The sequence below is a fragment of the Pontibacter sp. Tf4 genome, assembly GCF_014212495.1.
Taxonomy (GTDB): Bacteria; Bacteroidota; Bacteroidia; order Cytophagales; family Hymenobacteraceae; genus Pontibacter.
In genome coordinates, this window is the sequence record NZ_JACKZC010000003.1 from 179,080 (window position 1) to 193,940 (window position 14,861).

The window sequence follows — 14,861 nt, forward strand, 5'->3', positions numbered from 1 at the left end:
TTACTTCCCTCTGATTATTTCCACCGGATCCACTCTGCTTGCTTTACGGGCCGGAAAGAAACCGGCAAAATAGGTGGTAATGAGCGCAAAAGAGCCCCCGATGAAATAAAAGATCAAACTATAGTTAATGGGGTAGGTTTTTATAGTTGGCAATGCCGCCGTGTTGAACGGAATGTTATCGATGATGACGGAAAAGATTAAGCCGAATAACAAACCTACCACGCCGCCAAACAACCCGATACTCAGGGCAATTACCAGGAAAATGCGGTTCACGTCGCTGCCCGAAAAACCAGTTGCTTTCAGGATAGCGATCGAATCCATTTTTTCATAGATCATCATGTTCAGGATGTTGAAAATACCAAAGCCGGCAACTATAAGCAGCGTAACGCCCACAGCATACGAAATAAGCGAACGGATGCTGCTGCCGGTATCGAACTGGGCATTGGCGGTCTGTATATCTTCGGCATCGATAGCAAACAGCTGGGCGTATTCTTTGGCTACAGCCGGGGCCATGTCCAGGTCGTGGAGCTTCACCTGTATGTCGGTGATATAGTTGGCCGGTTTACCTAACAGCTTCTGGGTAGTGGCAATGGAGGCATAGCTCTGCACCTTGTCGTATTCCTGAATACCGGACTGGAAATAGCCTACTACTTTCAGGGGAAAGCGCTCGCCTTGGGCGGTCGTTACCTGCACCACATCGCCAATATCGGCTACCAGAATTTCGGCCAGGCCTTTGCCTAAAATAATGCTGTTGGCTACCTGCTCGGCATCTATCGCGGAGCCCTCAGTTACATAATCGCCGAAGTTGAAAAGCCGCATCTCTTCTTCCACATCCACCCCGTTTATCACACCGGTAATATCAATGGTACCTTCGTTGTAAAAAACCTGTGTTGAGAGGCGGGGCGTTACACCCAGCACGCGCGGGTCGTTTTTTATAGTTTGCAGAATGGGGCCGCTGTTGTAGATCTCCTGGCGGGTAACGCCTGCTTTTACAGAGCTTATAAAGTTGTAGGAATCCTTGAACCCGGGCGCTGCATTTACCGGCTGGTTCTCGCTGGGCTTTATTTCGTTGTAAAGGCGCACATGTGGCGTGCGGTTCAGGATAAGGCCATCCAGCAGGTCGTTCAGGCCGTTCATAAAACTGAGCAGCGTAATGAACATGGCAATACTGAAGGTAACCCCAACGGCCGCCACCAGCGTTTGACGCCACCGCGCCAGCAACAGCGACTTAGCTATCCCGAATATCAGTTTACTTCTCATTGCGCCGGTTTTACGATCACAGCATCTTTGCCAAGTCCCTCCACAATCTCCACTTTCTGGTAATCCTTCAGCCCGGTTTTCACTTTTACCTTCTCGTCATCATCGGTCAGCACATAGTTTTCGTCCAGCAGGTACTCGCGGGGTATGGTCAGGGCATTTTTCTTTGTCTGGATAACGATGTTGGCTTCGGTGGTGAGGTTGGGGAACAGCTCGGGCGGGCTTTTGGTGAAGCGGGCTTCTACGGTAAACGAGCGGGTGCGCGCATTCATGGCCGGGTTTATCTTATACACTTCGGCTTCAAATACCTGGCCTTTGTAGCTGTCCATGTTCAGGAACACGCGCTGGCCAGGCTTTACGCGCACAATGTCATATTCATCTACCTGCAGCTCAACTATAAAATCGGTGGCATCGCCAACTATAGCTACCGGCGTCTGCGGACTCACCAGTTCTCCTTCCTCCTTCAATACACTGTATACCTTGCAGGCGGTCTCGCTTTTCACGGTATAGTCATCGGCTACAGCGCTGCTGATCTCCAGGTTTTTCTGGGCCTGGCGGGCGGCTACGTTCAGTTGTTTTTTCAGGTCGTTGTAGCGCAGTTTAGCCGAGTTGTAAGCCGTTACCGAGTTCTCGTAGCTGAGTTCGCGCTGCTCCAGTTCTACCCGGGTGCCGATGTTGCTGGCCCACAGGTTGCGCTGCCGTACCAGCAGCAGCGAATCATTGTGTTTGCGCTGGCGGGCCAGTTCTATGGTTTGCAGCAGTTCGTTCAGCTTTTCCTGGTTTGCTCCTACCCGGGCGGCTTCGGCAGCAATGCGGGCATTTTCAGTACTCAGGCGGGCTGTCTCGTTATCTAATTTCAGCAATGGATCGCCTTTGGCTACTGTATCGCCTTCGGTCACAAATATCTTCTGTATCGTGCCGCTCACCGTAGGGAAAACCTGGTACTGGTCCACACTCTTCACTACGCCAGAGGCGTATACCGATTCCGAAATATCTTCTACGGTTGGTTGTGTCTTTTCCTGTTTTCCGCCACAGGAAGTAAGTATGGATAGCAGCAGGAAGGCGAGTGGAAAGTATAGTTTCATGCAGGGATATACTTTGTAGTGTGGTGCTGGCAAGGCTATCGTTTGGTTGCCTTACCTACATACAAGTTATAGCTATAGTTTGTTAAACGGAAAATATCCGAGGTGTAATTTATCCGGCTCACCGGTGGCTCCGGGCATTAGCAGCAAACTATAGACTGCTTTCAGCTCCGGGGGCAGGATGTCTTTTACGAGGTGCAGTTCGTCTACGTCCACGCCAAATTTATCGTCGATGTGCGAGGCGGCGCCTTTAAAGCCGGTGTGTTTGTAAAAAGTCGTTTGTTTTGCCTGCCGTATGGCTTCGGCCTGGTTATTGGCCACCACCAGCATCTTGTAATGAAACTCATCAAACTCACCGGCCTTGTAACCTCCTAAGTTCAGGAAAAACAAGTGCTGGTCTGTTACTTCATTGGCTTCAGTTTTAGAAACTATAGTTACCCGATACTCTCCTACTATGGTTACTTCGCGCCAGGCATCTACGTGCATGGTTCCGGCCCCGGGCCAGAACTTTTTAAACTGCGGCACCAGGTCCTTTATCGTTTCTCCTATCCCGAAAAAGACATCGTGCTGCTCGGTGTTCCGGCCGGGTGGCCTGCAGCCAAGCATCACCATAAATAATTTCTGATCTGCCATACGTTACCCTGCAACGGGTGCTTGCTATAGTTTGATTCCGTTGCTTAATCTTTAAACAGGCAAATAAAGTATAAGTTAAACAACAGCAAATGTAGGAAACAACTATGGAAGACAACTATAAAGTACCTGCCCAAACCACCATCGGACATGTGCACCTTAAAGTAAGCGACCTGGACCGTGCCCTGGAATTTTACACTGGCTTACTTGGCTTCGAGCTGATGCAGATGTATGGAAAGGATGCGGCTTTTGTTTCGGCGGGCGGGTATCATCACCATATCGGGCTCAATACCTGGTACAGCAAAGGTGCTGGCCCGGCTCCGGTTCGCGCGGCCGGCCTCTTCCATGCTGCCATCCTCTACCCTACCCGCAAAGACCTGGCTGCCATTGTTAAACGCCTGATAGAAGCCAACTACCCGCTTACCGGTGCCTCCGACCACGGCGTATCGGAAGCCATATACCTGAACGACCCCGACCAGAACGGCCTGGAACTATACTGGGACCGCCCGCGCGATGAATGGCTGAGAACCGCAGATGGCGGGATAAATATGTTTACCGAGCGCCTGGACCTGGAAGACCTGCTGAAAGAACTCGAAAAATAGCGTGCCAAAGAGGCTGTTTTGAATTTATTTGCCGGGCTGCAAAGTGCATTTCCCGGGACCTGGCTTCTGCTCTTTTTGCGTCATAGAGCTGCTATGCCACTCAAAAGGAGCATCGACAGCACCCTGAAATACATCTTTTCGCTTCCGGAAATAAAATCAAAACAGCCACTTATAGTTTGCACTTATAAAATCAGTAAGTTCGTATACGCTTACAAACCCACAAACCATGCAACCAACTTACGACCTGCTGATAACCGGTGCAACTATACACGATGGAACAGGACATACGCCTTACATAGCAGATGTATGGGTGAAAGAAGATGAGATCTGCCTGATCGGGAAACACAATGATGCCTCTTTTTCAGCAAAGCGGATCATTAACGGAGATGGCCTTGTCCTTACGCCTGGTTTTATAGATGCCCATGCGCATGGCGAGCCTTTTAAAACACCGGAGTTTGAGAATTTTCTTTCGATGGGCGTGACAACCATTTGCCTGGGCCAGGATGGTTTCAGCCCTGACCTAAGCGAAGACAGCTATATTTCGGGAGAAGCATTAAGCAGTTGGATGAGCCGTGTGGATGAGTTGCAGCCCGGTGTGAATATTGTGATGTTTGTGGGCCATAATACGATCCGGATGCAGAGCGGCGCCAAATATAAGCTGGAACCTACCGAAGAGGATTTTGCCCAGATGGAACAACTCCTGCATGAGGGCATGGACCTGGGCTGTTTTGGCATGACCACCGGCCTGGAATACAACCCCGGCTTTAACTGCAAAACGCCTGAACTGGACCGGTTGGCTAAAATTGTAGGTCATCGCGGCGGCATGATCATGAGCCACATGCGGAGCGAAAACGATGCAACTATAGTTCCGGCAATCGAAGAACTGCTTTCGCAAGGCAACTACTGCCCGGTGCAGATATCGCATATAAAAGTAGTATATGGCAAAGGTACCAGCCGCGCCGAAGAGATCTGTAATCTGCTGGACGAGGCCCGCGCCAATGGCATCAAAGCATCAGCCGACTTTTACCCTTATACGGCCAGCTACACGTCCATCGAAATCCTGTTCCCGGACTGGGCCAAGCTACCTAATAACTACGAGGAGGTAAAAGCCACTCGCGGCGAAGAGCTAAAGCAATTCCTGGAAGAAAAGATAACCTCACGTAACGGTCCGGAAGCAACGTTGCTGGGAACAGGCCCTTTCAGGGGAAAAACCTTGGGCCAGATTGCTACAGAGTTAAACAAGCCTTATGAGGAAGTGCTGATGGAAGACATCGGTCCTTACGGAGCCTTTGGAGCCTATTTTATAATGGATGAAGCCCTGCAGGATACCTTACTCAAATACCCCAACACCATGCTTTGCACTGATGGGAGCCCGTTTATGAACCACCCACGCAGCTTTGGTTCGTTTGCGAAGATGATCGAGACCTTTGTATTTGAAAAGCAACTTTTCCCGTTGGAAGAAGGCATCCGCAAAATGACCGGCCTTACGGCCGAAACCATAGGTATACCAGATCGTGGCTTCATAAAACCCGGCTACAAAGCAGACCTGTTACTCTTCGACCCTGCAGAAATAAAAGCCAATGCCACGTACGAAGACCCGGTGCAGCTAAGCACTGGTTTCCGGTATGTGATCGTAAATGGCAAAGTAGTAAAAGAGCAGGAAACCTTTACCGGTGATCGTGCCGGCCGCGTGTTGCGAAAGCCGCAACTATAAAATGCGTAACTTGCGCCTTTATAGTTCCTTTTTATGACGCACCGCCATTTTATATTACATAAGCCGTATGGTTACCTGAGCCAGTTTGTCTGCGAGCACAAGAAGAAGAAAATGCTGGGCGAACTACACGATTTCCCGGAAGGAACGATGGCGATTGGCAGGTTGGATGAAGACAGCGAAGGCCTTTTGTTACTCACTACTAACGGAAAAGTAAGCGAGCAGGTCCGTAGCAAACACATCGAGAAAGAGTACTATGCCCAGGTAGACGGCCTGATAACCGACGAAGCCATAAAATTATTGCAGGAAGGCGTGGAAATAGGCATCGGTGGCGACAAGTATACAACGCTTCCCTGCGCTGCTTTCAGATTAGAACAAGATCCCGGTTTCCCGCAACGCAGCCGCAAGATTCGCGACGACCGCCATGGCCCTACCAGTTGGGTTTCCATTACCTTAACCGAAGGCAAAAACCGCCAGGTCCGCAAAATGACCGCTGCGGCCGGCTTCCCTACATTGCGTTTGGTAAGAGTAAGAATTGGCTGTATTCACTTAGCCGATCAGCAGTCTGGTGAAGTGGTGGAAGCAGAAGATCTGTCGCTGGCTATCATGTCCGAGCAGATCCTGTCTGAATCAGGATTTTCAGGATTTGGGCTTTCGCTATAGTTTTAGCTATTGTTCGGTGGTTGCGAAATAACCCACCCCTCCCCCTCCCGAGAGGGGAATTTCGGCTGTTGCTATAGTTTGAACTTTATAGTTTCGTAGTTACTGTTTGTCCAACCACCCCTGCCCCTCCTTAACCAAGGAGGGGAACTCTGATACTGCTATAATTGAAGTTATAGTTCTATAGTTGCTGCTTTAACACCCCTATAGTCCCCTCAAGGGGACAGTCTCCGTCTTGCTATAGTTGACAACTATAGTTCTATAGATACAGACCAAGAGCGGACAGGTCGCGACCTGTCCCTACGGAACTATAACCACGAGAAAAACCGATCTACTTTATCGAAGAGCAAGCACAGCAACTATAGTTGCAACCGTAGCTATCGAACTGATCTCAGTCTTTGGGTTGAGCGCCTTGTAGATTTCTGGTGCTGAAAGCATTGCGAGGCACGAGCAAAGGAAATGTACACCGCGCGATGCCCGAAGACGGGGCCTCCCGGCCTCAGAGGGAGCCAAGCTAACTATAAAACGATAGGTACATAGAGCTCCCAGGATTGGTAGAAGCTATAAAACAGAAGGCTGGTTTCAAACATTTTAGACGTTTACCATCAGCTAAATTCCCGGCTTTACCAACTGCCACCACACCTCATTGCCATTCTCCTTCTTTATAGTATAAGCAACCAGTAAGTCCGTATCATTTATAGTTGCGATGACCGGGTACACGGCACTTCCGTTGGCTGCTGTCAGTTGGGTTGTTTTTAAGTGGGCGCCGTTATCGTTTCTGATCTGTAAACCGATGTAATTGTTGGGTTTGCTGCTATCGTTGCCGCGCTCGTCCCAGACTACGGCCAGTTTACCATTGTCAAACGTACTTAGTTGCGGATGCCGGGCAGCCGGGGCGTTGCTGATCGTTTCGCGGGGAGTAAATGTTTTACCAGCTTCTTTCTGGCTATAGTATACGCCGCTGCCACCGCCCATTGTAAACCAGGCATAATGCATCCCGAATTTATTAGACACCATCGCCGGACCAGTGTGCGGACAACCATCGATCACCCAGTTGTCGGCGCTGATGCGTTCAGGCTTAGAGAAGGTTTTACCACCATCTACAGAAACCAGGTGCATCATGTCGCGGATGCTGTCGTTCAGGATGCCGCGGTAAGCTACGTGCAGTTGCTGTGCCTGGTCTAAATACAGGTCGGTGCGGCAGCATTGGCAGAGTTGCCTGTCGATTACTTTCTCCCCCACAAAACCGTTACGGCCATTGGTGCTGGCAAAATATAAACTGGAACCCTCCTTATCCGAATCTTTGCGCGAGTCAAGCCAGATAGCCCCTATTTCGCCGTTCGGCAGCACTTCCATGTCAAAATAGCGCTCGTCAATGCTGTTCACGGTGTCTTCAGCCAGCTGCCTGGCTGTAGTCCAGCTTTTACCCCCGTCAAACGACTGTGTATAGAAAACGAGGCCGGCATAGCTGTTCTTCGGGTTCGGGTTGCTTACCGGGAACATGGCCATAATGTCGCCATTCTCCCGGAAAAGGATTTTGGGCAGGTTCTCGTCGTGCGGGTGTACCGCGCTGGTAGTTGGTATAGTTTGCGGGTTGCCAAAGATTTTTCCACCGTCTTCCGACACGGCGTAGACCATCTTGTAATGATCCAGCGTATCAGTAGCCTGCACCCAGCTCAGTACTACGTTCCCGTTATGGTCTTTGGTAAGGAAAGGGCACGAAGCCGATAAGCCCTTTGCCGAAATAAGGGTTGGAGTAGACGGAGCTTCTGTCGTTTCTGCAGGGTTCTCCGCCTTTTTCTGCTGGTTGCAACCCGCCACTATAAGCAGGGCAGCCAGAAAGCAGGTGTATAGAAAGTTGAAAGTGCGTGTCATGGTTTGTGCGGATTTTATAGTTTAGTTGGCCTTTGCGCCAAAAGTGTAGCCAACACCAACGTGAATGGTTCGTGGCGCGCCCTGGCGGTAACTTTTGCCATAGCTATATTTGTCTGCAGTAGTCGCGTATAGTTCATTGGTCAGGTTCAGGACGTTGGTCCATAGTTCCAGACCGCCAATCGTGTAGCCGATGCGTGCGTTCAGCAGGTCGTAGCCATTATATTTTTCAGAGTTGGCTGCATCCAGGTAATACTTGCCCATGTGCTGCCACTCCAGCCCCAGCCGCAGGCCTTTTACCATAGCCGGTTTGTACACAACTTCGGTGTTGCTGATAAAGCGTGGGGCCGTTGCCATTTCTTTGCCGTTCAGCTCCATGCCTTTTTCAGAGAAGTTGATGTAAGTATGCCGGGCATTAGTGCCGCTGAAGCGGAAGTTCAGGTTCTCAACAGGAGCGTACTTCAGGGTATACTCCACGCCACGGTGGCGCGTGCGGCCGGCATTCTGGTTCTCATAAGAGCCATCTTCTAACCTCACCGACACGATCTCATTTGTTCCGTCCAGTTGGTACAGGCTTACATCCAGGTAACCTCTGGTATTGGCAAAACTGATCCAGCCACCCAGCTCATAGTTGTTATAGTTAGCAGGTTTCAGGGTTGGCACCTGCACGCCGCGGTATAGTTCGGTTATCTGCGGAGGCGTAAAGCCCACGCTATAGTTGGCATAAACTCCTTTGTCCTTGCCCAGGTCGTAGGTCATACCTAGTTTTGGTGTCAGGCTTTTAAAACCGTTTTTCTCGTCGGGAGCACCTGTAAAAGCGCCCGGCTGCAGGTGGTTGTCGAAGTTAAAATCGAGGCGGTCGTAGCGCAGGGCAGCCACCGCTTTCAGCCGCTCTACAGGGTTGATCTCGAACTGGGTGTAAACGGCGGTGTTCAGCAGGTCTACGCTATAGTTTGTCAGCAAAGTGCCGGTCTGGCTATAGTTGGTATACTTGCCAGTGGCATCGCGGTCAATCTCTGTCAGTTCTGCTTCGTAAGTTGCCGGGCTATAGTCTGCGCTGATTCCACTGATAAGCTGTGCATTCAGGAACGGGAACAAGGTTTTATGCTGCGCGATCAGACCATAGCTCTGAAAAGCATCCTCGTTGATTTCGCCTTTCGCCTTCAGCGGGTTATCCTTTATGTTTTTGATAGCATAAAAAGGATTCTGACCGATGGCGTTGTTGCGGTAAAAGGCTGTTAGCTGGGTGCTGTTCTGCGTGTTCCAGTTCTGTTCCAAAGTTGTGCGTAGGCGCAGGGCATTAATTTTGCGGTAGGTAAACGTGTGCAGGCTGCTGTACTCTTTGCTGTAGAAACGGGTGCTGTCCAGGCCGCCGGTCTGGTCGGTTTTATAGTCTACCAGGCTGGCAGAAGAGATCAGTTTGGTTCTGTTGCTGAAACTATAGTCTGCACGTAAGGTTAGGGCCAGTTTGTCGAAATCGCTGTGCTCGACGATGCCGTTGCGCTGAGCGGCATAATAACCCGCCACATACACGCCCAGTTTACCGAAGGTGTTGGATACACTGAAATCGGTACGGCGGTAGCCTTTGTCGCTGGTTTCGGCCTGTAGCCTGGCGGTAAAGATCTGTGCCGGAGCCTGTGTGATAAAGTTGATGGCGCCGCCAATAGCTTCGCTGCCGTACAACGACGACGCCGGCCCCCGGATCACTTCAATGTTGCGCAGTGCACCCATGTTGATCTCGATCAGGGCGTTGTGGTTAAAGTTACCGGTCGTCCGGATCGGAATGCCATCTTCCAGGTATAAGAACAGACTTTTGTACCCGATGGGCTGGCGGATGGCCATGGTGTGCTGCTCATTGCCCAGGTTTACCATATACACGCCGCTCACCTTGTTCAGCACCTGCTCCAGCGATGCCGCTTTGGTTTCGAGCAATACTTCCTTAGAGATGGCACTGATGGCAACCGGTGTTTCGGTGCGTACGGCAGCTTCGCGGCTGGCCGATACAACAACCTGGTTCAGCTGATTGGAAGACGGGTGTAGTTGTACCAGCAGGTTACCTTTATTCGATGGCTTTTTCTGGGCATCGTAGCCGATGTAAGAGAACACCAGCGAGTCGGTGGCTATAGTTGCCGGCAGGTTAAACGTACCGTCGGCACCGCTTATAGTTCCGGTATTGGATTGTGTGGCGCGTATGTTAACGCCGTAAAGTGGTTCTTTGGTTAAGGCATCTATTACCTGCCCTTTGGTTATTGTCTGGGCATAGGTAGTGTGGCATAGGGCCAGCAGGCACGCCACGGTGCATATAAAACTTCTCATCAGGAAGCAGCATTTATAGTTTATCAGAAATTGAACGTGCGCAGCCATAGTTGCAACAGGTAAAAACCTGCGCAAAACCATGCATAAGCGGCACACTCGCCGTCGGGTTAAACTATAAATTGCGGTGGATGGAAGATGCTTTGGTAGGCAACAGAACTATAGCTGCATGTATAGCCGGTATGGTTGGTAACTATAGTTGCCGGTCTGAACGGCTTCAGCGCAAAAAGGCTCTGGCAGAAAAGGTGTACCGGCGCTTCCTGCTTCTGGCCACGCTCGTTGGCCTGCTTGTCGGTGTCGTGCTGGGCTTTCAGTCTTTTGGTAAGCTGGCATTTACCTTCGCACTTCAGTTCGGGCTTGTCGCGGTTGATACATAGAAACTCCATGATGTACTCTTTGTTCGCCTGGTAATCTACCAGCACCAGCACCTTGCTAAAGGTCTGGAGCAGCATGACGGCCAGCAGGGATAGAACAAAAAGGTTTTTCATGGTCTGTTTCGTTACGAAAGTAATACAAGATTAGATCTCTATGCTTGTATTTCGATACAAAAGTATACCCTGCTTCCCTGCAAATTGATGACCTGCATCAACATTACAATTGATCTTTATCAATCAGAGCCAGCCTTTCCGCCTGAACCACATGTAAATAACCGCCGTGATGAGCAGCATTACCAGCATGATGAGTGGATAACCATAAACGGAATACAGCTCGGGCATAAACTTAAAATTCATGCCGTAAATACCAACTATAAAGGTAAGCGGCATAAAAAACACCGAGAAAATGGTAAGCACCCGCATCACCTCGTTGGTGCGCTGCGACGATAAGGAGATGTAAACATTTACCAGGTGGTTGGCACTGTCGTTCAGCTCGTCGTAAAGGGTGGTCATGTGCACGTATAGGTCCTGCATGTCCTGCATTTCCGTAGACGAGAGCTTCTGCAGCCTAAGATGGTCCAGGATCACTTCCGATAACTTGATCACACGTTTCGAAACAGCTACTTTGCGCTTGAGGTGGTACAGCCCTTTGGTAAGCGACACCGGCTTTGCCTGCAGAAAGGTTTTCGTCTCGTAATAATCCAGGTCATCGGCCAGTTTGTCGGCGGGTACAGCAAATGTACGGAAGGCAGCCCGCACAAGGCGTGTGAGCAGGTTGGAGCTCTTCTTTATCTGGCCTGTCTCGATGTACTTCTCTATTATCTCAGGAATAAACTCGACCGGGTATTTATGCACCGTGATCACAAACTGCTCGTGGTAAAAGATCGACACTTTATTGGTGAGTTCCTGTATGGTGTCGGCCTCGATGTGGGCTTTGGTATCGAAGATGCGGGTAATGATGAAGACGATGTTGTTGGCGATCTCGTACTTGGGCAGGTGCTCGGGTTGCAGACAGTCGCGCAACGACGACGGATGTAGGCCGTATTTCTGCCCCAGTTCCTGCAGTTCATCAGCAGTCGGGTTCTCAACATCTATCCACTCCCAGCTTTTATCGGGGGCTGTAAACAGGGTTTTATGCACGGGCAATGTGTTTAGGGTTTTACTACATCTACTCTCTACGCAGCAGCAAATGCGTAGTTAAAAGCTGCTAAAAGTATGGAATTAACAGACAAAAACAGCCTGCAAACAAAAGATCCGCCCAAACTATAGCTCAGGCGGATCTCCGTAAGTATGTAATCTATAAGTTTAGCTCTTACCCGTATGCTCCTTCACGATCTGGCGCAGCCATTTCAGCATCAGGAAAATAGCCAGCGCGGCCAGCAGCGAACCCACACAGTTTACCAGGAAGAAGTAGGCTTTGTGGTCGTATTTATCCCACATACTGGCCAGCACCCCCGATAATTTGTTACCGATAGACGTAGCCAGGAACCAGCCACCCATCATCAGGGCCGTTAAGCGCGGCGGGCTCAGCTTAGATACAAGCGACAGTCCCATCGGGCTCAGGAATAGTTCTCCTATAGTTATAACGGCGTAGGAACCAACCAGCCACATAGCAGAGCTCTTTTCAGCACCGTTCATACCGGCGTACACGGCTCCTACCATTACCAGCGTACTCATGGCAGTAATCACCAGACCCCACATAATTTTAGCAGGCGTTGATGGCTCTTTGCCACGCTGGCGCAGGAACGCGAAAAACCAAACCACCAGCGGCGTAAGCAGGATCACGAAGAACGGATTAATGGACTGGAAAAGCTCTGTAGAGATCAGCGATAAAGGCTTGCCCTCTTCCGGCCACTGCGACTTCGGCAGGTTGTTCAGGTAAGGCGCCACTCCTTCTTTGGTGATCACTTTGCCTTCTGCGTCTGTACGCGCTCTGAAGTTTTCATCGTAATCCGGAACGGTAGCGGTACTCTGGTCTACTTCCTGCACCATGCCAATGGCACCGGCAGGTCCTTCCAGCCCCGATACCATTTCGCGGTCGGTGTAGTATTCGGCCCAGGTAGTAAGCGCGGTTCCGTTTTGTTTAAAGATAGCCCAGAACACGATAACCACCGCAAATATAGATAGCAGCGCTGCAATCGGTCTCTTGTCTTCTGCTGATGCACGTGCCCAGAGCGAGCCGTAGAACACCATGATCGGAATAGCGCCAAAGATGAAAGCGTCTGTAGAGTTAGAGCCGAAAATATCGCCCGGTATCAGTACCCAGCCCAGCACACCGGCTATTACGGCAGGCAATATCACAATACCGAAAATACGCATCAGCGACATATCGTTTTTAGCGGCAGGTTTCAGTACATCGGCATCTTTGTAGTGTTTGTTACCCAGCCAGAAAATAAGCACACCCAGCAACATACCTACACCGGCCGCGGCAAACGCATAGCCCCAGCCATAGTTATTACGCAGGTAAGAGGCCACGAACGGTGCAATAAAAGCACCCACGTTTATGCCCATGTAAAAGATGTTATAGCCGGTATCTTTCTGCTCCTGGTATTCAGGTGCCGCATACAAACCACCTAATAAAGTAGAGATATTCGGTTTAAAGAAGCCGTTACCAATAATGATAAGGCCAAGCGAAGCTACCATCGCCAGATCGCCGGGCAGCGCCAGGCCCATGTAGCCAAGGGCCATCAGGATACCGCCAATAGAAATGGACAATCGGTAACCCAGCACACGGTCTGCCAGCAGACCACCTACAAACGGTGTTAAGTAAACAAACGCGATAAACGTACCGAATATATCCGATGCATTTTCTTTAGATAAGCCAAGGCCACCGTTCTGTGCATCGATCATGTACAGGAAGAAGATGGCCAGCATCAGGTAGAAGCCGAAGCGCTCCCACATTTCAGAAAAGAACAGGTAATAGAGTCCTTTAGGGTGTTTGGATTTGGTTGTAGACATGTAGGTGTTAGATAAATAATGCCTGAAAATAAGCAGACTTTACAAATCTGCCAAGAAACCGGGTTAAATCAGGCGCTGAATTCGAGGGATTATTGCCCCTGCTCCTGCTGAATCAGCAGGGCAAATAACACAATGTAAAAATCTTTTTGCCATATAGTTGTTTTACAGCCGGCTGCAGTATTCCTTTGCGGGTTAATTTGGAAAAAGCATATTCTCTGATGCAAAAACTGCGGGTCTTGTTACTGATTTTACTGTGCAGTGTGCTGCTTTTGCCGCAGCCTGTGTCCGCGTTTCCTGCCATCACGCAGGAGCCTGTTATGCAGACTTCCAAAGCTGATCCGGCGCCGGTGGCAACGCTTACCGCCGAAACTATAGTTTCTGAAAATCAGGCTGTTCTCAACATTTGCAAAGTAGAATTACACTCTGTACTTTATCAGGAACTGTCTTTGGTTTACATGACGGAGAGCGGGATCAGGGGTGTTTCAGCTTTTCCTGCGGCTGCCTTACATGCCAACGGCCTGCATATCATCTTCACGGCAGGCCCATAATCCATTCATTCCGGTAACTATAGTTATATGGTCTGTTCCATTGCCCGGCGTGGCAACAGGTTCACCTGTCCTTTCATTTATATTTAAATTTTATCGTTACTATGTTGGAGCTCATTCAGCACCTGATCAGTTTTATTCTGCACATAGACCAGCACCTGGTAGATCTGCTGAACCAGTATGAAAGCTGGATCTACCTCATCCTGTTCCTCATTATTTTCTGCGAAACGGGCCTGGTGGTTACGCCTTTCCTGCCCGGCGACTCACTGCTGTTTGCCCTGGGTGCCCTGGCAGCACTGCCATCATCCGGCCTTAATGTGTGGTTCCTGATCGTATTACTGGTTATTGCAGCCATACTCGGCGACTCGTTCAACTATTATACCGGCCACAAGCTCGGGAAAAAGTTTTACAACAAGGATTACTGGTTCCTGCGCCAGTCGCACCTGCGCGAAGCCGAGAAGTTTTATGTAAAGTATGGTGGCCGCACCATTATCTATGCCCGCTTTGTACCTATTGTGCGCACCTTTGCCCCTTTTGTAGCCGGTATGGGCAGCATGAACTATAAGCGCTTCATTATCTTTAACGTGGTGGGGGCTCTGGTCTGGGTTATTTTCTTTATCATGGTCGGTTACCTGTTTGGCAACCTGCCGGGCGTTCGCTCCAACTTCTCGCTGCTCATTCTGGGTATTATTGCCGTCTCGGTGATGCCGCCTATTTACACCATTATCAAGCAACGCATGGCCACTTCAAAGCAGTCGTAAGTACCATTTTTTCCTTCGTGATAACAATAAATAAAACAGGCTAAAAAAGCGCTTTATTTCAAACTTATCACCCTGTTATACATGTTGTAGGGTAGT

At 49.9% G+C, this 14,861-nt stretch carries 13 protein-coding genes; 5 read left to right on the plus strand and 8 right to left on the minus strand.

The window, feature by feature from the left end; translation table 11 throughout:
* The 3 genes from H7F15_RS06300 to H7F15_RS06310 form a co-directional block, all read right to left on the minus strand.
* Complete coding sequence (locus H7F15_RS06300; RefSeq protein ID WP_185196112.1) at positions 1–1,260, minus strand: FtsX-like permease family protein; 1,260 nt, start codon at positions 1,258–1,260, stop codon at positions 1–3.
* Positions 1,257–2,342 (minus strand): efflux RND transporter periplasmic adaptor subunit, encoded by a 1,086-nt coding sequence (locus H7F15_RS06305; protein WP_185196113.1) that lies wholly within the window; start codon positions 2,340–2,342, stop codon positions 1,257–1,259. The genes H7F15_RS06300 and H7F15_RS06305 overlap by 4 nt, the downstream gene beginning before the upstream one ends.
* Positions 2,343–2,414: 72 nt before the next feature.
* On the minus strand, positions 2,415–2,972 hold the full coding sequence (locus tag H7F15_RS06310; RefSeq protein ID WP_185196114.1) for a DUF1543 domain-containing protein: 558 nt from the start codon (positions 2,970–2,972) through the stop codon (positions 2,415–2,417).
* A gap of 104 nt (positions 2,973–3,076) precedes the next feature.
* Here H7F15_RS06310 and H7F15_RS06315 point away from each other — a divergent pair, with 104 nt between their 5' ends.
* From H7F15_RS06315 to H7F15_RS06325, 3 genes are all read left to right on the plus strand, one after another.
* The gene (locus tag H7F15_RS06315) at positions 3,077–3,571 is read left to right on the plus strand and encodes a VOC family protein (RefSeq protein WP_185196115.1); all 495 of its coding nucleotides are present in this window, start codon (positions 3,077–3,079) and stop codon (positions 3,569–3,571) included.
* 226 nt (positions 3,572–3,797) lie between these two features.
* On the plus strand, positions 3,798–5,285 hold the full coding sequence (locus tag H7F15_RS06320) for an amidohydrolase family protein (protein ID WP_185196116.1): 1,488 nt from the start codon (positions 3,798–3,800) through the stop codon (positions 5,283–5,285).
* Between the two features lie 33 nt (positions 5,286–5,318).
* On the plus strand, positions 5,319–5,945 hold the full coding sequence (locus H7F15_RS06325; protein ID WP_185196117.1) for a pseudouridine synthase: 627 nt from the start codon (positions 5,319–5,321) through the stop codon (positions 5,943–5,945).
* A 606-nt stretch (positions 5,946–6,551) separates the two neighbouring features.
* On the opposite strand, the gene H7F15_RS06330 is transcribed toward H7F15_RS06325, so the two are convergent.
* The 5 genes from H7F15_RS06330 to H7F15_RS06350 all read right to left on the minus strand — a co-directional run bounded on the left by H7F15_RS06330 (position 6,552) and on the right by H7F15_RS06350 (position 13,459).
* Entirely contained in the window at positions 6,552–7,817 is a 1,266-nt protein-coding gene (locus H7F15_RS06330; RefSeq protein WP_185196118.1) for a sialidase family protein, read from the minus strand.
* Between the two features lie 21 nt (positions 7,818–7,838).
* Positions 7,839–10,130, minus strand: coding sequence for a TonB-dependent receptor (locus H7F15_RS06335; protein WP_185196119.1), 2,292 nt, complete (start codon positions 10,128–10,130; stop codon positions 7,839–7,841).
* Between the two features lie 107 nt (positions 10,131–10,237).
* The gene (locus H7F15_RS06340; RefSeq protein WP_185196120.1) at positions 10,238–10,615 is read right to left on the minus strand and encodes a hypothetical protein; all 378 of its coding nucleotides are present in this window, start codon (positions 10,613–10,615) and stop codon (positions 10,238–10,240) included.
* Positions 10,616–10,738: 123 nt separating this feature from the next.
* Positions 10,739–11,641: a CorA family divalent cation transporter gene (locus H7F15_RS06345; protein WP_185196121.1), complete on the minus strand. Its 903-nt coding sequence runs from the start codon at positions 11,639–11,641 to the stop codon at positions 10,739–10,741.
* 165 nt (positions 11,642–11,806) lie between these two features.
* A complete protein-coding gene (locus tag H7F15_RS06350) occupies positions 11,807–13,459 on the minus strand; it encodes a peptide MFS transporter (protein WP_185196122.1) in 1,653 nt (550 codons plus the stop codon).
* 236 nt (positions 13,460–13,695) lie between these two features.
* Here H7F15_RS06350 and H7F15_RS06355 point away from each other — a divergent pair, with 236 nt between their 5' ends.
* Positions 13,696–14,007 carry a hypothetical protein gene (locus H7F15_RS06355; protein WP_185196123.1) on the plus strand — a complete coding sequence of 104 codons (312 nt, stop codon included), beginning with the start codon at positions 13,696–13,698 and terminating at the stop codon, positions 14,005–14,007.
* Between the two features lie 101 nt (positions 14,008–14,108).
* Positions 14,109–14,765 (plus strand): DedA family protein, encoded by a 657-nt coding sequence (locus H7F15_RS06360; protein ID WP_370523476.1) that lies wholly within the window; start codon positions 14,109–14,111, stop codon positions 14,763–14,765.
* The last annotated feature ends 96 nt before the right edge of the window (positions 14,766–14,861 follow it).